The sequence below is a fragment of the Klebsiella sp. CN_Kp091 genome, from assembly GCF_040065095.1.
Lineage (GTDB): Bacteria > Pseudomonadota > Gammaproteobacteria > Enterobacterales > Enterobacteriaceae > Klebsiella > Klebsiella aerogenes.
Genome location: NZ_JBEAIO010000005.1, coordinates 150,633 through 174,852, shown reverse-complemented (window position 1 = coordinate 174,852; position 24,220 = coordinate 150,633). Strand labels below are relative to the sequence as shown.

At 55.6% G+C, this 24,220-nt stretch carries 24 protein-coding genes; 5 read left to right on the top strand and 19 right to left on the bottom strand.

Annotated features, from left to right (window positions below; genetic code table 11):
• Window positions 1–30 precede the first annotated feature (30 nt).
• From pgpA to nrdR, 6 genes are all read right to left on the bottom strand, one after another.
• Window positions 31–543: a phosphatidylglycerophosphatase A gene (gene pgpA, locus ABLV17_RS05375; RefSeq protein WP_259678433.1), complete on the bottom strand. Its 513-nt coding sequence runs from the start codon at window positions 541–543 to the stop codon at window positions 31–33.
• Entirely contained in the window at window positions 524–1,501 is a 978-nt protein-coding gene (gene thiL / locus ABLV17_RS05370; RefSeq protein WP_087860403.1) for a thiamine-phosphate kinase, read from the bottom strand. The genes pgpA and thiL overlap by 20 nt, the downstream gene beginning before the upstream one ends.
• A 73-nt stretch (window positions 1,502–1,574) precedes the next feature.
• Complete coding sequence (nusB, locus tag ABLV17_RS05365) at window positions 1,575–1,994, bottom strand: transcription antitermination factor NusB (protein ID WP_015367993.1); 420 nt, start codon at window positions 1,992–1,994, stop codon at window positions 1,575–1,577.
• Window positions 1,995–2,014: 20 nt separating this feature from the next.
• The gene (ribE, locus tag ABLV17_RS05360) at window positions 2,015–2,485 is read right to left on the bottom strand and encodes a 6,7-dimethyl-8-ribityllumazine synthase (protein ID WP_001021161.1); all 471 of its coding nucleotides are present in this window, start codon (window positions 2,483–2,485) and stop codon (window positions 2,015–2,017) included.
• Between the two features lie 86 nt (window positions 2,486–2,571).
• Window positions 2,572–3,675, bottom strand: coding sequence for a bifunctional diaminohydroxyphosphoribosylaminopyrimidine deaminase/5-amino-6-(5-phosphoribosylamino)uracil reductase RibD (gene ribD, locus ABLV17_RS05355; RefSeq protein WP_087860404.1), 1,104 nt, complete (start codon window positions 3,673–3,675; stop codon window positions 2,572–2,574).
• 3 nt (window positions 3,676–3,678) lie between these two features.
• Window positions 3,679–4,128: a transcriptional regulator NrdR gene (gene nrdR, locus ABLV17_RS05350; protein WP_002890417.1), complete on the bottom strand. Its 450-nt coding sequence runs from the start codon at window positions 4,126–4,128 to the stop codon at window positions 3,679–3,681.
• Window positions 4,129–4,275: 147 nt separating this feature from the next.
• On the opposite strand from nrdR, the gene ABLV17_RS05345 reads away from it, so the two are divergent.
• Both ABLV17_RS05345 and ABLV17_RS05340 read left to right on the top strand, forming a co-directional pair.
• On the top strand, window positions 4,276–4,815 hold the full coding sequence (locus tag ABLV17_RS05345; protein ID WP_087860405.1) for a DUF3251 domain-containing protein: 540 nt from the start codon (window positions 4,276–4,278) through the stop codon (window positions 4,813–4,815).
• A 301-nt stretch (window positions 4,816–5,116) separates the two neighbouring features.
• Window positions 5,117–6,001 carry a nucleoside-specific channel-forming protein Tsx gene (locus ABLV17_RS05340; protein WP_015367996.1) on the top strand — a complete coding sequence of 295 codons (885 nt, stop codon included), beginning with the start codon at window positions 5,117–5,119 and terminating at the stop codon, window positions 5,999–6,001.
• A 56-nt stretch (window positions 6,002–6,057) separates the two neighbouring features.
• On the opposite strand, the gene ABLV17_RS05335 is transcribed toward ABLV17_RS05340, so the two are convergent.
• The 7 genes from ABLV17_RS05335 to queA all read right to left on the bottom strand — a co-directional run bounded on the left by ABLV17_RS05335 (window position 6,058) and on the right by queA (window position 13,221).
• On the bottom strand, window positions 6,058–6,747 hold the full coding sequence (locus tag ABLV17_RS05335; protein ID WP_087860406.1) for a YafY family protein: 690 nt from the start codon (window positions 6,745–6,747) through the stop codon (window positions 6,058–6,060).
• 24 nt (window positions 6,748–6,771) lie between these two features.
• Window positions 6,772–7,137, bottom strand: a complete 366-nt coding sequence (locus ABLV17_RS05330; RefSeq protein WP_015367998.1) for a VOC family protein — start codon at window positions 7,135–7,137, stop codon at window positions 6,772–6,774.
• Window positions 7,138–7,709: 572 nt separating this feature from the next.
• Window positions 7,710–8,681: a protein translocase subunit SecF gene (gene secF, locus ABLV17_RS05325; RefSeq protein WP_015367999.1), complete on the bottom strand. Its 972-nt coding sequence runs from the start codon at window positions 8,679–8,681 to the stop codon at window positions 7,710–7,712.
• A 10-nt stretch (window positions 8,682–8,691) separates the two neighbouring features.
• Entirely contained in the window at window positions 8,692–10,539 is a 1,848-nt protein-coding gene (gene secD, locus ABLV17_RS05320; protein WP_308958998.1) for a protein translocase subunit SecD, read from the bottom strand.
• Window positions 10,540–10,565: 26 nt separating this feature from the next.
• Entirely contained in the window at window positions 10,566–10,898 is a 333-nt protein-coding gene (yajC, locus tag ABLV17_RS05315; RefSeq protein WP_087860408.1) for a preprotein translocase subunit YajC, read from the bottom strand.
• Between the two features lie 22 nt (window positions 10,899–10,920).
• A complete protein-coding gene (gene tgt, locus ABLV17_RS05310) occupies window positions 10,921–12,048 on the bottom strand; it encodes a tRNA guanosine(34) transglycosylase Tgt (protein WP_015368001.1) in 1,128 nt (375 codons plus the stop codon).
• A gap of 108 nt (window positions 12,049–12,156) precedes the next feature.
• Complete coding sequence (queA, locus tag ABLV17_RS05305; protein WP_015368002.1) at window positions 12,157–13,221, bottom strand: tRNA preQ1(34) S-adenosylmethionine ribosyltransferase-isomerase QueA; 1,065 nt, start codon at window positions 13,219–13,221, stop codon at window positions 12,157–12,159.
• A gap of 150 nt (window positions 13,222–13,371) precedes the next feature.
• Here queA and acpH point away from each other — a divergent pair, with 150 nt between their 5' ends.
• Both acpH and ABLV17_RS05295 read left to right on the top strand, forming a co-directional pair.
• Window positions 13,372–13,953: an ACP phosphodiesterase gene (gene acpH, locus ABLV17_RS05300; RefSeq protein ID WP_015704556.1), complete on the top strand. Its 582-nt coding sequence runs from the start codon at window positions 13,372–13,374 to the stop codon at window positions 13,951–13,953.
• A gap of 169 nt (window positions 13,954–14,122) precedes the next feature.
• Window positions 14,123–14,725, top strand: coding sequence for a peroxiredoxin (locus ABLV17_RS05295; RefSeq protein WP_015368004.1), 603 nt, complete (start codon window positions 14,123–14,125; stop codon window positions 14,723–14,725).
• 102 nt (window positions 14,726–14,827) lie between these two features.
• Here ABLV17_RS05295 and ABLV17_RS05290 read toward each other — a convergent pair whose 3' ends face one another.
• The 3 genes from ABLV17_RS05290 to ABLV17_RS05280 all read right to left on the bottom strand — a co-directional run bounded on the left by ABLV17_RS05290 (window position 14,828) and on the right by ABLV17_RS05280 (window position 18,093).
• Window positions 14,828–16,696: an amidohydrolase gene (locus tag ABLV17_RS05290; RefSeq protein WP_047740003.1), complete on the bottom strand. Its 1,869-nt coding sequence runs from the start codon at window positions 16,694–16,696 to the stop codon at window positions 14,828–14,830.
• 25 nt (window positions 16,697–16,721) lie between these two features.
• Window positions 16,722–17,267 (bottom strand): antibiotic biosynthesis monooxygenase, encoded by a 546-nt coding sequence (locus ABLV17_RS05285; protein WP_015368006.1) that lies wholly within the window; start codon window positions 17,265–17,267, stop codon window positions 16,722–16,724.
• Window positions 17,268–17,451: 184 nt separating this feature from the next.
• Window positions 17,452–18,093, bottom strand: coding sequence for a hydrolase (locus ABLV17_RS05280; protein WP_045390940.1), 642 nt, complete (start codon window positions 18,091–18,093; stop codon window positions 17,452–17,454).
• Between the two features lie 263 nt (window positions 18,094–18,356).
• Between ABLV17_RS05280 and ABLV17_RS05275 the strand changes: the two genes are divergently transcribed.
• Window positions 18,357–19,259: a LysR family transcriptional regulator gene (locus ABLV17_RS05275; RefSeq protein WP_087860411.1), complete on the top strand. Its 903-nt coding sequence runs from the start codon at window positions 18,357–18,359 to the stop codon at window positions 19,257–19,259.
• Here ABLV17_RS05275 and malZ read toward each other — a convergent pair.
• The 3 genes from malZ to brnQ all read right to left on the bottom strand — a co-directional run bounded on the left by malZ (window position 19,256) and on the right by brnQ (window position 24,037).
• The gene (gene malZ / locus ABLV17_RS05270) at window positions 19,256–21,073 is read right to left on the bottom strand and encodes a maltodextrin glucosidase (RefSeq protein ID WP_308958600.1); all 1,818 of its coding nucleotides are present in this window, start codon (window positions 21,071–21,073) and stop codon (window positions 19,256–19,258) included. The two genes, ABLV17_RS05275 and malZ, sit on opposite strands and share 4 nt — an antisense overlap.
• Before the next feature lie 147 nt (window positions 21,074–21,220).
• Window positions 21,221–22,594 carry a proline-specific permease ProY gene (gene proY / locus ABLV17_RS05265; RefSeq protein ID WP_015368010.1) on the bottom strand — a complete coding sequence of 458 codons (1,374 nt, stop codon included), beginning with the start codon at window positions 22,592–22,594 and terminating at the stop codon, window positions 21,221–21,223.
• A 123-nt stretch (window positions 22,595–22,717) separates the two neighbouring features.
• The gene (gene brnQ, locus ABLV17_RS05260) at window positions 22,718–24,037 is read right to left on the bottom strand and encodes a branched-chain amino acid transporter carrier protein BrnQ (protein ID WP_015368011.1); all 1,320 of its coding nucleotides are present in this window, start codon (window positions 24,035–24,037) and stop codon (window positions 22,718–22,720) included.
• Between the last annotated feature and the right edge of the window lie 183 nt (window positions 24,038–24,220).

Here is a 24,220-nt window from a genome sequence, read left to right as displayed (position 1 = left end):
TTTAAACCCCGGCCGTGCCGGGGTGCAGATTTAAATTAGACCTATCGGCCAGTGGTGGCCTATCAGATAAAGTACGCCGGCGGAGATCACCCCGGCGACGATATCGTCGACCATGATCCCCATTCCGCCATGGATGTTGCGGTCGAACCAACGAATTGGCCATGGCTTCCACATATCGAAGATACGGAAAATAACGAAACCGGCAGCCACCCACTGCCAGTCCATCGTCGGTAACGCCATCAGGGTGATCCACATCCCGACAAACTCATCCCAAACGATGCTGCCGTGGTCATGGGTGCCCATATCTTTGGCCGTACGGTGACAAAGATAGACGCCGATACAGATGCTCATCATCACCACCAGCGAATAGAGCTGCCAGGGGAGAAAGGTCATCAGATACCAGAACGGAATCGCCGCCAGCGACCCCATCGTTCCCGGAACCACCGGACTCAGCCCGCTACCGAACCCGGTCGCCAGCAGGTGCCAGGGATTGCGCATATTAAGGCGGCTTTTCGCCTCGTCTCTACTGCGTGCCAAAATGATCGTACCCCTTTAAATCCAATTTAATCGGCTTACCCTCACGGGTAAACTGCAGTCCATCTGCTTCCGCCACGATCTGGCCGATACAGGTAAAACGCGCGCCTAGCTGACCAATCGCGACATCGAGCGCCCCGCGGTTGAGCTCAGGTACGGTAAAGCACAGCTCATAATCTTCGCCGCCGGCGAGCGCCCAGCGCAGCGCCTGCTCAGGATCAACCTGGCGCAGCATGGCATCGGAATACGGCATCGCATCGAGATCGATACGCGCGCCGCAGGCGCTGGCCTTCAGGATATGACCAAGGTCAGAAATCAGACCGTCAGAAAGATCGATCGCTGAATTGGCCAGATCGCGCAGCGCCTGGCCCTGCAGTACGCGGGGCATCGGACGCAAATGGCGCGCCAGCAGGTAATCGGCATCCGCTGGCGAATCAACCGTTAACCGGTCCTGTAAAAGCGCCAGCCCGGCGGCGCTATCACCGGGCGTGCCGGTGACATAAATCCAGTCGCCTGGCTTGGCACCGGAACGCTTCATCGCGCGGCCCGGCGGTACAAAGCCGTGGATACCCAGCGTCATCGATAGCGGCCCACGCGTGGTGTCGCCGCCGATTAGCTGCATATCGTAATAGTTAAGCTGGACAAACAGACTGTCGCTAAAGGCTTCAAGCCACGCTTCGTCTGCTTCCGGCAAAGTGAGCGCCAGCGTCAACCACGCCGGTTCCGCGCCCATCGCCGCCAAATCGCTCAGGTTCACCGCCAGCGCTTTATAGGCCAGGTCGGCAGGGTCGATGTCGGCTAAAAAGTGGTTGCCCGCCACCAGGGTGTCGGTGCTGATTGCCAGCGTTTTTTTCTCAGGGATATTCAGGAGCGCGCAGTCATCGCCGATGCCGGTTTCAACATCAAGGCGGGCGCTTTTAACGCGATCAAAATAACGGGCAATCAGGGAAAATTCGCCGCATGCCATACGTTATGCCTCAGCAAAGAAAAGAATAAGGCCGGGTTCGCAGGATCTGATCCTACAAAGCCCGGCCTGCAGTTTACTTTTTGCGGGGACGGATTACCGGGGCCGCTTTATCCAGCACGCCGTTGACAAACTTGTGGCTATCTTCAGCGCCGAAGGTTTTCGCCAGCTCGATAGCTTCGTTGATAGCCACTTTATACGGCACGTCGTCACGCTTCGACAGCTCAAACAGCGCAATACGCAGTACCGCTTTTTCTACCTGACCCAGCTCTTCCAGCTGGCGCGACAGGTATGGCTTCATCAGACCGTCGAGATACGCGCTGTTAGTCGCCACTCCGGACAGCAGTTCACGGAAATACAGAACGTCTACATCTTTTACATCCTGTTCCGCCAGGAACTGGTATTCAACATCAGCGATGTCGTTCTGGGACAACTGCCAGGAGTAGAGCGCCTGGACGGCACACTCACGGGCGCGGCGACGAGCAGCAGGTTTCACGGAATTCCCCTTACAAAAAATCAGGCCTTGATGGCTTTCAATACGTTAATCATTTCCAGCGCGGTCAGCGCGGCTTCTGCGCCTTTGTTACCGGCTTTGGTGCCAGCGCGTTCGATGGCTTGTTCAATACTTTCAGTAGTCAGAACACCGAAGGCTACCGGGATTTCACTGTCCTGAGCGACGTGCGCCAGGCCATTGCTTGCACCGCCAGCCACATATTCAAAGTGGGCGGTACCGCCGCGAATCACCGTACCCAGCGCGATCACCGCGTCATATTTACCGGTTTTTGCCAGTGCGCCAGCCGCCAGCGGCAGCTCATACGCGCCTGGAACCCAAACAACGGTGATGTTTTCATCTTTTACCTGACCAATGCGCTTGAGGGCGTCAATCGCGCCTTCCAGCAGGCTGTCATTGATAAAGTTGTTGAAACGCGCAATGGTGATGGCGACGCGAGCGTCCGGGGTAGCAACGTTAGCTTCAATAATGTTCATACTCTTCCTTCGGGTTCATGTGCCCCGCAAGGGGGGCGGATTTTATCATAATATTCTGGGCGCTGCTTCCTAATATTAGGAATACATCACGCAGTCGTTAAATGCAGGCAGACATCGGGTCCGACCTGACGTATCTCGTTGAATTTGAAATGGGGGGCCTGGCTCAGTTTCTCAAGCCCCGGCAGCGCGCATAAACCGCGCGCGTCACTGCCTAACAGTTTAGGCGCAATGTAGACGATAAGCTCATCCACCAGCCCGGCCTGTAGCAAAGCGCCGGCCAGCGTCGGCCCCGCTTCCACCCAAATGCTGTTCACCTGCTGTTTACCAAGCTGCATCATCAGCAGCACGAGATCGAGATGGCCGTTATGTTCCGGCACCAGCAAGGTACGCACATTGTCAGGCCAGGTACGTTCATCGGCATGGGTGCGGGCAAACAGGGTTTCACCTTGCTGATGAACAATTCGATGCTCAGGCGTGACGCGGTTTTGGCTATCGATGACGATACGCAGCGGTTGACGCAGATTTTCCTGCGGATAGAGCGCCTGCGTATCGGCGCTCAGCTCTTGCCAGCGCACGGTCAACGCCGGATCGTCCGCCAGCACGGTCGCGCTGCTGGTCAGAATAGCGTGGCTCTGCGCGCGCAGGCGCTGCACGTCGCGCCGCGCCTGCGGCGAGGTGATCCACTGGCTTTCGCCGCTGGCCATCGCCGTACGGCCATCAAGCGAAGCGCCCATCTTCAGTTGGATCCACGGAAAACCGGTGCGCATCCGCTTCAGAAAACCTTTATTCAGCGCTTCCGCTTCATTCATCATCAGCCCATGGCTGACGTCAATACCTGCCTGCTGCAGGCGATACAGGCCGCGACCGGCCACCTGCGGATTCGGGTCCTGCATTGCCGCTACCACGCGAGCAACGCCCGCGGCGATCAGCGCATCGCAGCACGGCGGCGTGCGGCCATGGTGGCTGCAGGGCTCGAGAGTGACGTAGGCGGTCGCGCCTTTGGCTTTCTCGCCGGCCATACGCAGCGCGTGCACTTCGGCGTGCGGCTCGCCGGCCCGATAGTGGAAGCCCTCGCCGACGATCTCGCCGTCTTTTACAATCACGCAGCCGACGTTGGGATTAGGATGGGTAGTAAAGCGTCCGCGCGCGGCAAGCTTCAGCGCTCGCGCCATGTACATTTCGTCCTGCATGGCTTAGTCCTGTAAACGGGCGATTTCTTCGCCGAACTCTTTAATATCTTCGAAACTGCGATAGACGGAAGCGAAGCGAATATAGGCGACCTTGTCGAGCTTCTTCAGCTGTTCCATCACCAGATTACCGATCATTTTACTCGCGACTTCACGTTCACCGGTGCCGCGCAGATGGGTTTTGATGTGATTTACCGCCATTTCAACGTCATCGGCGCTGACCGGCCGCTTTTCCAGCGCTTTCAACATCCCGCTACGCAGCTTGTCTTCGTTGAAAGGTTCGCGCACGTCGTTGCTTTTTACCACCCGCGGCATTACCAGTTCCGCCACTTCAAAAGTGGTAAAGCGTTCATTGCAGACCAGACACTGCCGACGACGACGCACGGAGGAGCCTTCGCCGACCAGGCGAGAATCGATGACTTTGGTATCCACGGCGAAACAGAAAGGGCAATGCATGGCGCGTCCTGACAGGTAGTTAATCTGAAGGGTAGTTTACCCTGAAGTCAGCGGACTACAAAGAAAGAGCTTTTGAGACAAAGGATCTATGGTAGGCCAATTCAGTTTAGCTACCATTAATCATCCTCTGTAAACGGAATCCTGACCATGACAAGACGTTACCTACAACTGGCTATCATCGGCAGCCTGTTCACCCTTACCGCCTGCGCCCAGCAAAGCGAAGTTCGTCAGATGAACGAGAGCGTCAGTACGCTGAGCAAAGAGATGACCCAGCTGAATCAGCAAACGATAAAAATCACTCAGCAAAACGCACTGAATGCTAAATCCACCAGCGGCGTCTACCTGCTACCGGATGCTAAAACGCCGGCGCGGCTGGAGAGCCAGATCGGCACCCTGCGCATGTCAGTGGGCAGTATTACGGCCGATGGCGACGGTTCGCGCCTGACCTTACGTATCCAGGGCGAGTCTAACGATCCGCTCCCGGCCTTCACCGCGACCGTCGCTTCCGGGCAGATCACCGGTACCACCCACAGCTATCAGGAAGTCAACGTCCAGGATCAGCTGATTAGCGCCCCGGCCAGCATCCTGGCGCCCAGCGATGTCGATATCCCGCTGCGCCTGAATGTGACGCCTGATAAAGTCGGCTTTATTCGTATCCACGATATCCAACCTGCCAGCGCGCAGTAAGCGCTCACGCCGGGCAAAACGGCCCGGCGCCCCACTTTTCATCTATCGAAGTTATCCATTTACAACTTTTCATAAGAGTTCATTAGAAATCGCTCCTGAAGGCGATTTTCAGTAGCATTTTGTCAAGAAATGCATAGAATCGTGAACGCAATCGATTACGCATGTTCTGGTTATGTGAAACAACACGTATTTTTGTGAGCAATGATTTCTATAATAGACCCCCACAGAAAGACGAAATATTTAGCAACGCTTCGGCAATTTTCTTAACGCCTTTTGGCTTAATTTAAACAGTGGCATCAACATGAAAAAAACATTACTGGCAGCGAGCGCTGTTGTGGCGCTTTCCGCTTCTTTCACCGCTGGCGCGGCAGAAACTGAAAAACCGCAGTACCTGTCTGATTGGTGGCACCAGAGTGTGAACGTAGTCGGTAGCTACCACACTCGTTTTGGACCGCAGATCCGTAACGATACCTATCTGGAATACGAAGCGTTTGCTAAAAAAGATTGGTTTGATTTCTACGGCTATATCGATGCGCCGGTCTTCTTCGGCGGCAACAGCACGGCGAAAGGTATCTGGAACAAAGGCTCCCCGCTGTTTATGGAGATCGAGCCGCGTTTCTCTATCGACAAGCTGACCAACACCGATCTGAGCTTCGGGCCGTTCAAAGAGTGGTACTTCGCGAACAACTATATCTACGATATGGGCCGCAACGACTCTCAGGAGCAAAGCACCTGGTATATGGGTCTGGGTACCGACATCGATACCGGTCTGCCGATGAGCCTGTCGCTGAACATCTATGCTAAATACCAGTGGCAGAACTACGGCGCCTCCAACGAAAACGAGTGGGACGGCTACCGCTTCAAGGTGAAATACTTCGTTCCGCTGACCGACCTGTGGGGCGGTTCGCTGAGCTATATCGGCTTCACCAACTTCGACTGGGGTTCTGACCTTGGCGACGACAACTTCTACGATATGAACGGTAAGCACGCGCGTACCAGCAACTCTATCGCGTCCAGCCACATCCTGGCGCTGAACTACGCGCACTGGCACTACTCTATCGTCGCACGTTACTTCCATAACGGCGGCCAGTGGGCTGATGATGCTAAGCTGAACTTCGGCGATGGCGATTTCAGCGTACGCTCTACCGGCTGGGGTGGTTACTTCGTTGTCGGTTACAACTTCTAAGCGCCTTTTCCTGTAACAGAGCGCCCGGTACGCGTTTACGCCAACCGGGCGTTTTTTTATCGCTCCTCACATCTCACCTTGCGTAAGAAATCACTCAATGAACGGTCGGCGCACTCGCTGAAACGACGCTCGGTCGCCCTTACCTCCAGACAACGGTCGAGTCGAAAGTTACGATAATCACTGCGCAGTTCGCACCAGGCCACCAGCAGCCAGCGCTCCCCCCAGAAAAACAGCCCCAGCGGCAGCACTTCACGCCGCGTCACCTGACCGGATTCATCCTGGTAGTGAAGCTGTAATACCTGCTGATTGGATACGGCCTGATGGATAACGTCAAAATGGGTTTTAGCATAACGATGCGCGCCAAGATCGGGGGCAAACAGCCGGGTCTGCTCCGCTTTGCGCCGCCTCTCTTCCGGCAAAATCGCCAGCATTTTTTCCTGGGCTGACTCCAGCGACTGCGAAAGCGCATCGCCGCCCCAGGTTTTTAACAGTCGAATCGCCGCAATGAGCGCTTCGGATTCTTTGGTGGTCAACATGAGTGGCGGCAGGTCGTAACCCGCCAGCAGACGATAACCGCTCCCGGCCTCCCCCTCAACCGGGACGCCTGAGAGCGAGAGGTCGCGGATATCGCGATAGACGGTACGCTCCGACACGCCCAACCGTTCCGCCAGCAGCGCCGCGGTAGTTAGCCGCCTGCCGCGCAGGATCTGCACTATCTGAAATAAACGGTCGGCGCGTCGGGTCATTTCTCGTTTCGCTAAATAGTCAGGTTAAGCTGGTTGATGCAAACCTACACGGTTGCCTTCGCTGTCGGTAAACAGGGCGATGGTGCCAATATCATTCGGCAGCGCCAGCGGGCCAAATACGCACGCTCCTCCCGCCGAGGCGATACGATCCAGCGTGGCGGCCAGGTTGTCGGTATGCAGATAAATAATAGCGCCCTGCGGCGATGGCGCGATACCGTCAAATTTAGCCAACGCGCCGCCGGGGGCCGGGTCCTGATGTGGGAAGACGGCCAGGTCCGCGCAATCCATGGTTTCACGACGTAACGTCACCTGCATTACCGGCTCATAAAACGCGACGGCGCGATCCATATCTGCGACCGGAATTTCAAACCAGTTAATCACGTTGTTCATACTTCCTCCTGCTCGTTAGTGAGTTCACAAGCAGTGTACGAGAGGGCTCCTGACAGCATACTGTCAGCAGTGTGCTAAACGGTTTTCAGAATTTGGCATATCAGGTTGTGGGTATACTCAACCTGCGCAGATATCCCTGTTTGAAGGGTTATTGCAAGCGCAGCGCCGCCGGGCAATATCCGCGGATAAGGAGCCGCTTTTGCGCCGGATGGCGGCTGCGCCTTATCCGGCCTACGGTCCGTGCGGCCTGCCGTTAATTTATTCACCATGCTGGCTGAAACTGCCGGTGTTGGTGGCCTCAAAATCGCTGAGACGTTCCCGGAAGGTCGGAGCAGCCCGCATAAATGCGGGTTGAGGGCCGTGATTTGCAGAGATAAATGTTGCAGGTAGCGAGCTGCCTGGCGAAGGTTTACTAAGTTTGTTTTATGCTGAAGATGAAGGTAGAAGCGAGGATTTCTGGAGAAATGAGGGCTAAAGAGGCGATTTTTCCGCACTTGTAGCCGAGGCCGGATAATTTTGGCAAAAAAAATCCCGGCCACAAAGCCGGGATTGCTTTATCTCAACTGAACCGATTACGGCAGAATAGACGGCTGATCCGCCCCTTCTTTTTCGACCTTCTGCTGGATCAGATGCTCGCGCTTCATGCCCAGTTTCAACGCCAGCGCGGACGCGACGTAGATAGAAGAAGCCGTACCGATGGATACACCGATCAGCATGGTCAGCGAGAAGCCTTCCAGAATCGGGCCGCCGAAGAGGAACAGCATCAGGATCACCATCAGGGTGGTACCAGAGGTGATCAAGGTACGGTGCAGCGTCTGGGTCAACGACACGTTAAAGATTTCGTACGGCGTACCGCGACGGATCTTACGGAAGTTTTCACGGATACGGTCCGATACCACGATACTATCGTTCAACGAGTAACCGATGACCGACATCAATGATGCGACGATGGTCAGGTCAATCTCGATATGGAACAACGACAGCACGCCCATGGTAATCACCACGTCGTGCGCCAGTGCGATAACGACCCCTGCCGCCAGTCGCCATTCAAAGCGGAAGCCGACATAGATAAGGATACACACCAGCGCCGCAATCAGCGCCAGAGCGCCAGTTTGCGCAAGGTCCGCGCCCACGCTCGGGCCAACGAACTCAATACGTTTCACCGTCGCGCTTTGGCTGGTCGATTCGTTAATTACGTTAACGACTTTGCTGCCCAGCTCCTGGCTGCCGTTGGCATCGTGTACCGGCGGCATACGCACCATGATGTCGCGGCTGCTGCCGAAGTTCTGCAGCTGCGGCTCCTCAAAGCCCGCTTTCTGCAGCGAATCGCGCAGCTGGTCCATATCAACCGGTTTTTCGAGGGTAATTTCAATCACCGTACCGCCGGTGAAATCGAGACCCCAGTTAAACCCGCGGACGCCGATGATGGCGATCGACACAATCAGCAGAAAACCTGAAATGCCGAAGGCCCAGTAGTCCCAGCGCATAAAGTCCCAGACTTTACGGCCGTGGTTCAATTGTTCAACAGTATATTCCTGTGCCACAACGCACTCCTCAGATAGACAGCTTTTTCACGCGCTTGCCGCCGTACAGCAGGTTCACGATGGCACGGGTGCCGACGATAGCGGTAAACATTGAGGTCGCGATACCGATACCGGTAGTAATCGCAAACCCTTTAATGGCACCGGTACCGACCGCGTACAGGATGATAACCTTAATTAGCGTCGTCACGTTGGCGTCGAAGATAGAGCTAAATGCGCCCTTATAACCTTCGTCAATCGCCTGCTGAACGGTACGTCCGTTGCTCAGCTCTTCTTTGATACGCTCGTTAATCAGTACGTTAGCATCGACCGCCACCGCAAGGGTTAAGACGATACCCGCGATCCCCGGCATGGTCAGCGTTGCCCCAGGAATCAGGGACATAATGCCGACAATCAGCACCAGGTTAGCAATCAGCGCAGAGGTCGCAATCAGGCCGAACTTCTTATAGAAGAAGATCATAAACAGGATAGAGACCACCAGACCGGCCAGACACGCTTCCAGGCCCTGCTTGATGTTCTGCATACCCAGAGTCGGGCCGATAGTACGCTCTTCAACAATCTGAATCGGCGCAATCAGGGCGCCCGCACGCAGCAGCAGAGAAAGCTGACGCGCTTCGGTCGGGTTGCTGATACCGGTGATACGGAAGCTATTGCCAAGGCGAGACTGGATATTGGCGATGTTAATCACCTCTTCCTCTTTCGCAAGGATAGCGCGACCGTTGGCATCTTTCTTACCGCTGTCTTTGTACTCCACGAACAGGGTCGCCATCGGTTTACCGATATTGTCCTTGGTGAAGTTAGACATGATGTTGCCACCTGCGCTATCGAGCGAGATGTTAACCTGCGGCTGGTTGTACTCGTCCATGCTGGAAGTGGAGTCGGTGATATGGTCGCCGGTCAGGATCACGCGCTTATACAGCACCACCGGACGGGCTTCACGGGTGTCTTTCACTTCCGAATCGCCCGGTACGCGGCCAGAAGCGGCTGCGGACTGATCGACGTTGGTGTTCACCAGACGGAATTCCAGCGTCGCGGTCGCGCCAAGGATTTCCTTCGCACGCGCGGTATCCTGGATACCCGGCAGTTCAACCACGATACGGTCGGAACCCTGACGCTGAACCAGCGGTTCGGCCACGCCGAGCTGGTTTACACGGTTACGCAGAATGTTGATGTTCTGCTGAACGGCGTATTCACGGGCTTCTTTCAGACGTTCGTCGGTCATCACCGCTTTCAGCGCATTGTTACCCTGGCTTGAAATAACCAGATCGCGATGGCGCGGGCTGAGATAAGAGATAGCCTGGTCGCGCGCCGCGCTGTCGCGGAAGACGATGCTCAGACCGTAGTTGTCTTCCTTACGCACGGTAGAGTAAGGAATGCCTTTGTCACGCAGCTCGCTGCGCAGGCTATCGATGTTTTGTTCCTGCAGTTTGCCTAATGCGGTGTCCATGTCCACTTCCATCAGGAAGTGCACGCCGCCGCGCAGGTCAAGACCCAGCTTCATCGGCTCGGCATACATCGCCGCCAGCCAGCGCGGGGTAGCAGGAGCAAGGTTTAGCGCCACGACGTATTTGTCACCCAGCAGATTAACCAGCGCTTCGCGCGCTCGCAGCTGAGTGTCGGTGGTGTCGAAGCGCGCAAGAATTGCGCCCTCTTCCAGTGCCACAGACTTCGCGGTGATTTTTTCTTCTTGTAAAGTTTTCTGGACCTGGATCAGCGTTTGCTCACTGGCGGCGACGCCGCGCGCGCCAGTGATTTGAACAGCCGGATCCTCACCATACAGGTTGGGAAGCGCGTAAATCAGGCCGACGATAATCACGACGACCAGCATCACGTACTTCCACAAAGGATAACGGTTTAACACGGCAGTTCCCTTAGGGAAAATGGTAATTACAGCGCCTTCATGGTGCCTTTCGGCAGAACGGCAGCTACGAAGTCACGTTTGATAACCACTTCGGTGGTATCGTTCAGCGCGATAGCGATGTAGCCGTTTTCCGCGACTTTAGTCACACGACCAACCAGACCGCCGTTTGTCAGGACTTCATCACCTTTGGCGATAGAGCTCATCAGATTCTTGTGCTCTTTAGTACGTTTCTGCTGTGGGCGCAGGATCATGAAGTAAAAAATCAGACCGAACACCACCAGCATCAGAATCAGAGACATTGGGCTGCCCTGCGCCGGCGCGCCGGTTGCTGCTACCGCATCAGAAATAAAAAAGCTCATTGAAATTCCCTCATTATTAAAATTAATCAACGTTCAAAGGAGGAACGGAACGCCCCTGACGTTGGTAAAAATCGGTCACGAAGCTCTCTAATTTACCCTCTTCGATAGCCTTGCGTAAACCAGCCATTAAACGCTGATAGTAGCGCAGGTTATGAATGGTATTGAGGCGCGCGCCCAATATTTCGTTGCAACGATCAAGATGATGCAAGTAAGCACGTGAATAATTGCGACACGTATAGCAATCGCACTCGGCATCCAGCGGCGATGTATCGCTTTTATGCTTCGCGTTGCGGATTTTCACTACGCCATCGGTCACGAAGAGATGGCCGTTACGCGCGTTGCGCGTCGGCATAACGCAGTCAAACATATCGATGCCGCGACGTACCCCTTCCACCAGGTCTTCCGGTTTCCCGACGCCCATCAGGTATCGCGGTTTATCTGCCGGGATCTGCGGGCAAACGTGCTCCAGGATACGGTGCATGTCTTCCTTCGGCTCGCCGACAGCCAAACCGCCGACAGCGTAGCCATCAAAGCCAATCTCTACCAGACCTTTCACCGAGATATCTCGTAAATCTTCGTAAACGCTGCCCTGAATGATGCCAAAGAGCGCGTTTTTGTTGCCGAGACCATCGAAACGGTCACGGCTGCGCTTCGCCCAGCGCAGAGACATCTCCATCGAACGCTTAGCGTAATCCCAGTCTGCCGGGTACGGCGTACATTCGTCGAAAATCATCACGATATCGGAACCGAGATCGTACTGAATCTCCATCGATTTTTCCGGATCGAGGAAAATCGGATCGCCGTTGATCGGATTGCGGAAGTGCACGCCCTGTTCGGTGATCTTACGGATATCGCCAAGGCTGAAGACCTGGAAACCGCCGGAATCGGTGAGGATCGGCCCTTTCCACTGCATGAAATCATGCAGGTCGCCGTGCAGCTTCATGATTTCCTGGCCCGGGCGCAGCCAGAGGTGGAAGGTGTTGCCGAGGATGATTTGCGCGCCGGTGGCTTCAACTTCTTCCGGCGTCATCCCTTTGACGGTGCCGTAGGTACCAACGGGCATAAAGGCTGGCGTTTCAACCACGCCGCGATCAAACACCAAACGGCCGCGACGCGCGCGGCCATCGGTGGTATCAAGTTCAAATTTCATTATTGCTCCTGCGTCAGAAAAACAGTCCGACGTTTAAATACTCGCCACGGAATGATTCCGTGGCTAAAAAATGCGTCAAGGCGTCAGAAAGCCAGCGTGCCGGCCTTTTTAGGGACGCTCAGAAATAGCCTGCGGATTGTACGTGATAAACATCGCGTCACCGTAGCTAAAAAAGCGATATTTTTGTTCTACCGCAGCCTTATAGGCGTTCATGGTGTGCTGATAGCCAGCGAAAGCGGAGACCAACATAATCAGTGTGGATTCAGGGAGATGGAAGTTAGTCACCAGCGCATCGATGACTTTGTACTGATATCCCGGATAGATAAAGATCTGCGTATCGGCAAAGAACGGCTCAATCAGGCCATTTTTCGCCGCCTGCGCCGCGCTTTCCAGCGAACGCACGGAAGTGGTGCCGACGGCGATGACGCGGTTACCGCGCGCTTTCGCCGCCAGAACCGCATCGACCACATCCTGCGGCACTTCCGCATATTCAGAGTGCATGATGTGCTCTTCGATGCTGTCAACGCGCACCGGCTGGAAGGTTCCTGCGCCAACGTGCAGCGTCACAAACGCCATCTCAATGCCTTTCGCGCGCAGCTTTTCCAGCAGCGGATCGTCAAAATGCAGGCCGGCGGTCGGCGCGGCGACCGCGCCCGGCTTGGTGCCGTAAACCGTCTGGTACAGCTCGCGATCGGCGTCTTCGTCCGGGCGGTCGATATACGGCGGCAGCGGCATATGACCGATGCTGTTCAGGATATCGAGCACCGGGCGCTCATCGTTGAATTCAACTTCAAACAGCGCGCCGTGGCGCGCCAGCATCGTGGCGTTAATGCTTTCGTCATCGCCTAACAGCAGCTCCGCCCCCGGCTTCGGCGCTTTAGAGGCGCGAATATGTGCCAGAATACGTTTATCATCCAGCATGCGCTCGACCAGCACTTCAATCTTGCCGCCGCTGGCTTTACGCCCAAACAGACGCGCCGGGATCACCCGGGTGTTGTTAAAGACCAGCAGATCGCCAGGGTTGAGCTTATCGAGCAGATCGGTGAAAGTACCGTGCGTCAGCGCGCCCGTCGGCCCGTCCAGCGACAGCAAGCGGCAGCTACTGCGCTCCGGCTGCGGATAGTGAGCAATCAGGGATTCAGGTAATTCAAAGGAAAAATCGGTAACGCGCATGACGATGACTCAGACTAAATAAAGAGGCGGGTAGTCTAGTGCCGGGCGGGTCTTCCTGCAACCGTTACCCTATTCAACGCTGGATATAATAGCGGAATACCATGATTAACCAGCAAGAACGGCATGGCCGTGTGAAGGATTGAAGTCGATATGAATTTTCTCGCGCATTTACATCTCGCCCACCTTGCGGATAGCTCGCTGCCGGGCAACCTGCTGGCCGATTTTGTCCGCGGTAACCCGCAGGGCGAGTATCCTGCGGATGTGGTTGACGGCATTTATATGCATCGGCGTATAGATGTAATGACCGACAATCTGGCGGAAGTCAAAACGGCGCGCGAATGGTTTCGCCCCGAGACCCGCCGCGTCGCGCCAATTTCCCTCGACGTCATGTGGGATCATTTCCTGTCGCATCACTGGGCGCAGCTGTCGCCGGATCTGCCGCTAAACGAGTTTGTGCGTTACGCCCACGCGCAGGTAGCGCAAATTCTGCCGGATTCGCCGCCGCGCTTTGTTAATCTCAACGAATATATGTGGTCCGAACGCTGGCTGGAACGTTATCAGGATATGGAATTCATTCAGCGCGTCCTGAACGGTATGGCCAGTCGCCGCCCGCGCCTCGATGCGCTGCGTGATTCATGGTACGACCTTGATAACCACTATGGGCAGCTGGAGCAGCAATTCTGGCGTTTTTATCCGCGAATGATGGAGCAGGCGAAAAAGAGAACGCTGTAAAACCTTGCGCTTTCTCACAAAACGATTATTCTGAAAGCGCTATTGAATAATTATCAATAGGCAAAACCTATCTCATCGATTGTCAGCGCCGCATTGAGTTCCTGCCCGCCTCTGCCTATACTGGCCCGCGTTGCGTTCCAATTAACCTTAGTAATAACAGGAGAATCATATGGTTCTGGTTACTCGTCAGGCTCCGGACTTTACCGCTGCAGCAGTATTAGGTAACGGCGAAATCGTTGAAAAATTCAACTTCAAACAGCACACCAACGGTAAAGCTACCGTCCTGTTCTTCTGGCCAATGGACTTCACTTTCGTTTGCCCGTCTGAACTGATCGCTTTCGACAAGCGCTACGAAGAATTCCAGAAACGCGGCGTAGAAGTGGTTGGCGTTTCCTTCGACTCCGAGTTCGTTCACAACGCATGGCGTAACACCCCGGTAGACCAGGGCGGTATTGGCCCGGTTAAATACGCGATGGTTGCCGACATCAAACGTGAAATTCAGAAAGCTTACGGTATCGAGCATCCGGACGAAGGCGTTGCGCTGCGCGGTTCCTTCCTGATCGACGCTAACGGCATCGTTCGCCACCAGGTTGTTAACGACCTGCCGCTGGGCCGTAACATCGACGAAATGCTGCGTATGGTTGACGCGCTGCAGTTCCACGAAGAGCACGGTGAAGTTTGCCCGGCTCAGTGGGAAAAAGGAAAAGAAGGTATGGCCGCTTCTCCGGAAGGCGTAGCTAAATACCTGACTGAAAACGTATCCAGCCTGTAATCGGCTAGACGTTTCCATAAAAAGGCTCGCCAATGCGAGCCTTTTTTGTGCCTGTTATATTCGCTGTAGTCCCGGTAAGTGCGGCGCCACCGGGCAAAAGTATCAGAACGCGAAGCAAGAACAGCCTAATACGCCCCAGAAAGCCTGCTCATCCGCCACCGGAATCGACGACTTGCGCGCAATATCATGCTGATGTCCGTGCACGCCGCAGCTGCCGCAGCACTGGTGCATCTGCACTACCGCGCCAATCTTCGCGGCCGCAGGCGGCGCCGAGCGATAATGCCCTGGCACTTTTACCACCGGCGACCACTCCGGCAATACCGGAATTGGCGGCGGCGCCAGCGGCGAGAAATGACCGGCCGCGTACACTACCTTGCCATCTACTACCGTCAGCACTGACTCTATGCCCTTAATTTCTTCTTCGGCAACGCTGAAGTAGTCTTTTGACAGCACCACCAGGTCAGCCAGTTGCCCTTTCTCAATGCGTCCTTTTTTACCCTGCTCGCTGGAGAACCACGCGCTACCGGCGGTCCATAGCTCAAGGGCGACGTCGCGCGGCAGACGGTTGTTATCGTCGTACATCGCCATGCCGCCGACGGTACGCCCGGAAACCAGCCAGTACAGTGCGGTCCACGGGTTATAACTGGCGACGCGGGTCGCATCGGTCCCCAACCCTACCGGCACGTCCAGTTCCAGCATTTTCGCCACCGGCGGCGTATGTTTCACCGCCTCTTTGCCGTAACGATCGACGAAATATTCCCCCTGGAAGGCCATCCGGTGCTGTACCGCGATGCCGCCGCCTAACGCCTTCACGCGTTCAATATTACGTTCGGTGATGGTTTCGGCGTGGTCAAAGAACCAGTGCAGGCCGTTAAATGGAATATCGCGGTTCACCTTCTCGAACACATCCAGCATTCGGCTAATCGACTCATCGTAGGTGGCATGCAGACGGAACGGCCAGCGGTGTTCTACCAGATGACGAACCACCCGCTCCAGCTCATCCTCCATGCCTTGCGGCAGATCCGGCCGCGGCTGCAGGAAGTCTTCAAAATCCGCCGCCGAGAAGACCAGCATTTCACCAGCGCCGTTGGCACGGTAGAAATCGGTGCCCTGCCCCGGCTTCAGCATGTCGGTCCAGCGCTCGAAATCTTCCAGCTCCTGCTTTGGCCTCTGGGTAAAGAGGTTGTAGGCGATACGCACGGTCATCTGCTCTTTGGCGTGCAGTTGCTCGATAATTTCGTAATCTTCCGGGTAGTTCTGGAAACCACCGCCGGCATCGATAGCGCTGGTTAATCCTAAACGGTTCAGTTCGCGCATAAACTGGCGCGTGGAGTTAACCTGTAGATCGAGCGGCAGCTTCGGTCCTTTGGCCAGCGTGGCATACAGGATCATAGCATTCGGTTTGGCGATCAGCATCCCGGTCGGGTTGCCGTTGTTATCGCGAACGATCTCGCCGCCCGCAGGATCCGGCGTCTCTTTGGTATAGCCAACGGCTTTCAGCGCCGCGCGGTTAAGCAGCGCGCGATCGTACAGATGCAGCACGAATACCGGCGTGTCAGGCGCCGCTTCATTCAGCTCTTCCAGCGTCGGCATGCGGCGTTCGGCAAACTGGAATTCGCTCCAGCCGCCGACCACCCTCACCCACTGCGGCGACGGCGTGCGATCGGCCTGATCTTTTAGCATACGCAGCGCATCCGCCAGCGAGGGCACTCCTTCCCAGCGCAGCTCGAGGTTATAGTTCAGGCCGCCACGAATCAGGTGCAGGTGGGAGTCGTTAAGACCTGGGATCACCGTATGGCCTTTAAGATCGACAATTTGCGTCCCCTCGGCGGCGAACGTCATGATTCGATCGTGGCTTCCGGTCGCGAGAATTTTTCCATCGGCGATGGCCACGGCTTCCGCCAGTGGGTTCGCGCGGTCGAGTGTATGAATCTGACCGTGGGTCAGAATCAGTGTGGCAGTTTGCGACATAACGCACTCCTTTAAGCTGGTTGAGCTAATTTTTTTTCAACCAACCGGCAAACAGACGGGTCACGATAGGCATCCACAACCAGACCACCAACGCGACCACCAGGGCATCGTTAATCAGATGCAGTAACAAGCTTCCCCGTAACTCCGGCAGCGCCATGCCGGTCAGCCATGGTACCAGGTTGGTACTTGGGAAGATGACCAGCAGGGTTATCAGGAACTGTTTCCAGCGCAGCGGCTGGCGAATATTGGCCGCAGGCGGGGTAAACCAGAACGCCGGTTCGGTGCGGATTTCGGTACGATCGCCATCATTGAGAAACGGCGCGATTTCCGCGACTAATTCACGACGGGTTTCCGACTGCGTCCAGGCGTAGAGATGTTCAATGGTGTCGAAGCGAATTATCACGCTCCAGAGATTTTGCCCGGCCGCCGGACGGATCACGTTGGCGCCAAGATGGCCGGGAAACTCCGCCGCAACCGGCATGATTTTCCCCAACCATGCTTCATAGCGCTGGCCGTTTTGTGGATCGAGATGATGACTGATGACCAGCGTCACTGATTTCTGTTGCGCCATTAAGAGTTCCTTGCTTCAGGGGAATGACGGGATTTCTCCCGCCATCAGCCATAAATGACAATACACAAAATCATTCATGCCGCATTGAGGCGGCAAGATTGCCCGCCCTCGAGCACTGACATCAGCCAGTGACCGGGGCGGGCAAGCGAAGCCAACAAAGAGGCAGCTTGCAGGATGAAGTGTTTTAGGCTTTACGTTCCGGCGCGCCGTGCACCATGGTATAAGCATAATCCACGCCCATACCGTAGGCGCCGCTATGTTCGCGAACCAGATCCATCACCGCGTCGTAAGTCTCTTTACGTGACCAGTCGCGCTGGTACTCCAGCAGAACCTGCTGCCAGGTCACCGGCACGGCGCCGGCCTGCACCATACGGTCGATGGCGCGCTCGTGAGCGTCAACGGAGGTACCACCGGAGGTATCGGTTACCACGTACACTTCATAACCTGCTTCCAGCGCCATCAGCGCCGGGAAAGTCAGGCACACTTCGGTCCACAGCGCGGAAATAATCAGTTTTTTACGTCCAGTGGCTTTTACCGCATTAACAAAACCGGCGTCTTCCCATGAGTTCATAGAAGTACGTTCAATCGGTTTCACTTCAGGATGAACCGCCAGCAGTTCTGGCCAGATATAGCCGCTGAAGCTTTTGGTTTCGACAGAGGTATAAATAACAGGAACGTTAAAAATCTTGCCCGCTTTGGCCAACGCGACGGTGTTATTTTTCAGCGTCTGGCGATCGATATTGGCCACGCCAAAAGCCATTTGCGGCTGGTGGTCAATAAAAATAAGGGTGGAATTAGACGGATCAATCAGTTCACGAATAGACATAACACATCCTATTAATCAATTAGTTAGGAAGATAATACACTGCCGTTGTGCTGTGCTGATTGTGGCCAATAACGCATGATGAGTATAGTCAGTAATTTCTAACGAGTTATTAAAGAAATCTTTCCGTTTTAATTCACTTGAGTAAAAATAGTGACCGTTTGAATAATCAAAAAATTACGGGGAACTGTTCTAATTTATTCACTGGAATTGAACATCGGCCTTCGGTAAAACAACATTATTATTAGACTGGCGGATCGAGACTAATGCGTTTAAACCTTGATGTACTTTTGATTCTTGATGCTCTGGATAGACATGGCTCTTTCGCGCTGGCGGCCGAGTCGCTATTTAAAACCCCCGCCGCGCTGAGCTATATGATCCAAAAACTGGAAAACGATCTGAACATCAGTCTGCTGGATCGTTCCGGGCACCGGGCGAAATTTACCGATACCGGTAAAATGATGCTGGAAAAGGGGCGCCTGCTGCTCAATGCCGCCAACGATCTGGAAAAACAGGCGCAGCTACTGAGTTCCGGCTGGGAGCGGGATCTGGCGATTGCGCTGGACGACTCTTTTCCTTTCCAGGCCCTATTGCCGCTGATTGAAAAGTTTTACGCGCAATATCCGCAAACCCGGCTCAACTTTACCCACCATACTCTGGCGGGCTCGTGGGAAGAGCTGACTCACAACGGCGCGGATATTATTCTTGGGGCGATTAACGAACCGCCGACCTCCGCGGAATGGTCATGGAAAATGCTCGGCGCGATGGACAACGTGTTCGTTGTCGCGCCCGGCCACCCGCTGGCGGAAACAACCCAGCCGCTGACCAACAAACAGCTCAGCCTGCATCGCGCGGTGGTTATTAGCGATAGCGCCCGCTACTGTCATCCATTGAACAGCAACCTGCTCGATGAGCAGGAGCAAATCCGGGTCGATGATTTCGCCACCAAAGTCGCGCTCCTGCGCGCCGGTTTGGGATGCGGGTTCCTGCCCCGCCACATCGCCCGCCCGTGGCTGGAGAGCGGTGAGTTGCTGGAGAAACCGGTGATTTCGAGCCGTGAGAAAGATATTACCTATATGGCCTGGCGTAGCGGCAATAACGGTCTGGCTCAGCGCTGGTGGCGAGAGGCTATTCTCGAAGACAGCTGTCTGAGCCAGCTCTACCGTTAACGGCTACACCAGACGCTTGCGGAAATCGCGGGCAGACTCAGCACATCATCGTGCATGTCGCCCGCGCCTTCTTTACGCTGCCACGTTTTCCCCTCCAGCAATGGCGATACGTCGATTACCACCTCGCAGGCGTGACCGCGGTTTATCGCCACCAGCACCCGCTGCTGTTTATAAACGCGAACAAAGACCACCACGTTATCTTCCGCATAGATGACCTGGCAGCCGCCGTAGCGCAGCGCCTGATACCCCTTACGCAAGGTAGTCATACGCTTATATAACGCCAACAAGGTTTCATCCTGCAGCGACGGATCCCATGGGAAGGGTTTACGGCAGAAGGGATCGTTGTTGCCATCGACGCCGACTTCATCACCATAGTAAATACACGGAACGCCCGGCCAGCAGAACAGCCAGACCACCGCCAGCGGCAGTCGCGCCACATCTTTACCCAGCAAGGATTTGAAACGCGCGGTATCGTGACTATCCAGTTGGTTAAACATCCGCAATTGCTGCTGATGCGACAGCCCGGCGCGATAGTTGTCCATCCACGCCATACAGGTTTGCGCATCAATGTGCTGCGGATCGTAGGAAATATCGGTATTAGCGAGGAACCCCCACAGCGGGAAGGTAAAACCGCGATAGTTCATCGCCGCATCTTCGGCATCAGCCTGCAGCCACTGACGCGCGTCGCCAAAATGCTCGCCGAATACAAAAGCCTCCGGCTGCTCCCGCTTCGCCGCCTGGGTGATACCGGCAATATGGCGCAGATTATTACGCGCGCCGCCATCTTCGCCCAGCATATGCACCACGTCCAGCCGCCAGCCATCCATACTCCACGGCGCTTTTAACCAGTGCCGCACCACGCTGTCTTCGCCCGCATAGATTTCGTTAACCAGGCTCGATGAACGGTAGTCAAGTTTTGGCAGACTGGCGTAACCCAGCCAGTTATGCGCCACCCCTTCCTGCGAAAAATTAAACCACTCACGCCAGGGTGAATCCGGCTGGTGGCAGGCGCCATTGCTCGCCTGCTGGTGGCGATCGAACCACGGGTGCGAATCACCGGTATGGTTAAACACGCCGTCGAGGATTAGGCGCATCCCTTCACGCTGCGTATTGTGGCGCAGACGCAACAGCGCGGCATCGCCGCCGAACTGCGGATCGACACGGCGGTAATCAGCGGTATCGTATTTATGTACGCTGGGCGCGACGAATACCGGGTTAAGATACAGCGCGGTCACGCCAAGCTGCTTCAGATAGGGAAGTTTCTCGCTAATACCGTCGAGGTCGCCGCCATAAAAGGTCGAACCGCCCGCTTCGCCGGTCAACGGCTCGTCCCACGCTTTTAGCACAATATTCTGGCCTGCGGCATGATGGTAATAAACCTGGTCCTGCCCGGCTTCTCGCGCCTCGCTACGGGCAAAACGGTCGGGAAAGATTTGATAAAAGACCTGATCGGCGACCCACTGCGGGCAGCTATCTGGCACATCAACCGCAAACTGTTCCAGCCGCGCGGGCGGAAAACGCTGGAAACCCTGCGGCGTAAACCACAGCTGGCGGTCAGCCCACAGCAGCTTAAAGCTATAGCGACGGCGCGGCTGGCCGTTCATCAGGTTTATCTCTCCACGCCAGGCGACGACATCGGCGTGTGGGGATTGGCGCAGGCGCTGCATGGGCAACGACAGCTCTTCATTGTCTTCTTCCGCGCGCAGCGTAATTCGCTGCGGCATTGTTTCGCCGCTTAGCCACAATGTGATAACGAGTCGTTCCTGCTGCTCTTTAATAAAAGGAGCAACCGGCAGGTGCCAGGCCTTCAACATCATCATTCCTCTTTTTGCGTAATGGCCACACCTTGCCACAGTGAACAGGCGTATAACTCATCATCAATAGAATAATTGGGGGAGGAGAAAGGAGGAGGATGTGATTTTTCCGGGCCGCGGCAAAGCCGGACCCGGAAGAGTGGAGAATTACTGCGCCTGGGCTAACTGGCGATCGCGGCGGGTCTTAATTTTCCAGCCAACCAGCAGCAGCACGATCCACGCAAAGCCGACGTACAGCGAAATGCGGGTATCCGGATGGTAGCCGATAAGCGCGATGATAAAGACCAGGAACAGCAGGCCGACCACGGTGGTGGCCACGCCGCCCGGTACTTTAAACTTCAGCGCCTTAACCTCTTCTGGCGACAGGCGACGACGGAAAGCGATTTGCGACAACAGGATCATAATCCACACCCACACGGTGGCGAAGGTCGCCAGCGAGGCAATCACCAGGAAGACGTTTTCCGGCATGATGTAGTTGAGATAGACCGCAAACAGCAGCGCCACGGTCATCACCAGTACCGTCACCCAGGGCGTACCGCGACGCGACGTTTTGGCGAACACCTTCGGCGCGCTCCCCTGCTCGGCCATTCCGTGCAGCATACGGCCAACGCCGAATACGTCGCTGTTAATCGCCGATAGCGAGGCGGTTAACACCACGAAGTTCAGGATGCCGGCGGCAAAGGTAATTCCCATATGCTGGAAGGTCAACACGAACGGGCTGCCGTTAGTGCCCACCAGGTTCCAGGGATAGATAGACATAATGACGAACAGCGTCCCCACGTAGAACACCAGGATACGCATCGGCACCGAATTAATCGCCCGCGGAATGGATTTTTCCGGATCCTTCGCTTCACCGGCGGTGATACCGATAATCTCAATTCCGCCGTAGGCGAACATCACCATCTGCAGCGACATCACCATTCCCAGCCAGCCGTTACTGAAGAAGCCGCCGTTGCTCCATAAGTTATGAATACCGGTTGGCTGACCGCCGTTGCCGATACCCCAGATGATGATGCCGAAACCGGCAAGGATCATGATGATAATCGTGGCGACTTTAAAGAATGAGAACCAGAACTCCAGTTCGCCGAACACCTTCACGCTCATCAGATTGACGGCGCAGATAATCAGCACCACGCTCAGTACCCATATCCAGTGCGGCACCGCCGGGAACCAGACGCCCATATAGATACCGAAGGCGGTCACGTCGGCAATCGCGACGATCAGGATTTCAAAACAATAGGTCCAGCCGGTGATATAGCCGGCCAGCCCGCCGAGGTTCTCCTGCGCATAACGCGAGAAAGAGCTGGCGGAAGGGTTATGCACCGACATTTCGCCCAGCGCGCGCATGATGATATACGCCGCCACGCCGCCGATAATGTATGCCAACAATACGCTCGGCCCCGCCATTTTAATGGCGTCTGCCGAACCATAGAACAGGCCGGTACCAATAGCGGAACCAAGGGCCATAAAGCGAATGTGCCGGGTACTTAGCCCGCGCTTAAGCTTGTTACTACTTTCCATCGTGTTCCATGCCGTTTTTCTCGTTTGTGCTTTGCGGGGGCAAAACGCAAAAGGGAATGACCAAAAAAACAAAAAACCACGGGACCTTAAGTCCCGTGGTTAAACACCTGCGTAAAGCGTCGGTTAGTGGGCTTTTGAGACCACCGGGCTACCCGCTGCGCGATCGATGATCGCGGCCAGCACAGCCATCACCGCGGTTGGCAGCAACCATGCCAGACCTTGCGCTGCCAGCGGCAGGCTCGCGGTCCATTGCGGCAGGATATCTGCGAACGCCGATGCTTTAACACCGTCAATGATACCAAACATCAGGCTGATAAACATTGCCGGCGCGATAACGCGGGAGGAATTATGCCACCAACCGCGGGTAAAGCTTAATACCACCAGTGCGATACACGGCGGATAAATAGCGGTTAACACCGGAATCGAGATCTGAATCAGATGGCTGAGCCCCAGGTTAGAAACCGCCATGGAGAACAGGCCGAGAATAAACACCAGCGAACGATACGACAGCGGCAGATACTGCGCGAAGAACTCAGCGCAGGCGCAGGTCAGGCCAACCGCGGTGACCAGACAGGCGATAAATATCAATGCCGCCAGCAGGAAGCTGCCCGCGCCGCCGAAGGTATGCTGCACGTAGGAGTGCAGAATAGCCGCGCCGTTTGCCGACTGATCGACCAGCGTCGCGCTATCGGAACCCAGGCGGAACAGCGCCAGGTACAGCAGCGTCAGGCCCACGCCGGCCATCAGACCAGCCCAGACGGTGTAGCGAGTCAGCAATCGGGCTTCGCTAACGCCGCGGGAACGCGCGGCATTAACGATAACGATACCGAAGACCATCGCTCCCAGCGTGTCCATGGTCAGATAGCCATTGACGAAACCATTAGAGAACGGCGCGGTACGATAGGCTTCCATCGCGTCGCTAATCGGGCCGGCCGGCCAGATTACCGCGGCCACCGCGAGCACGACCAGGGCGATAATTTTCAGCGGCGCCAGGAAATTGCCGACGGTATCCAGCAGTTTGCCCGGATAGAGGGAAACCAGAATCACCAGCGCGAAATAGATAACGCTATAGATAAGCAGCGGCAGCGCGCCGTCGCCGGTCAGCGGAGCAATCCCCACTTCAAATGAAACGGTGGCGGTACGCGGGGTCGCGAACAGCGGCCCAACCGCCAGGTAGCACACCACGGCCAGCAGAATGCCCGCAACTTTGCCGATTGGCGAGCTCAGACGCTCAACGCCGCCGCCGACTTTCGCCAGCGCGACTACCGTTAGCACCGGCAAACCCACGGCGGTAATCAGGAAGCCAATGGCTGCGGTCCAGACGTGTTCGCCGGCCTGTAAGCCAACCATCGGAGGGAAGATAATGTTGCCTGCGCCAACGAACAGCGCGAAGGTCATAAAGCCCAGCGCGATGATGTCGCGAGATTTTAACTGATGGGTCATAAATTCATTACTGCCTGTGGATGTGGTGTTGTAAAAAACGGAAAAATACCGTGCCTTCCTTTCGGGATGATACAGCGGCCATTGCCTGTAAACTCAGCGAGATATGCTCTCGAAGCGGCGTGGAAAAGAATTGTTTTTTGAATTACCACGCAAAAGCAGTCTTACCGGGACTGCATAGGGGGC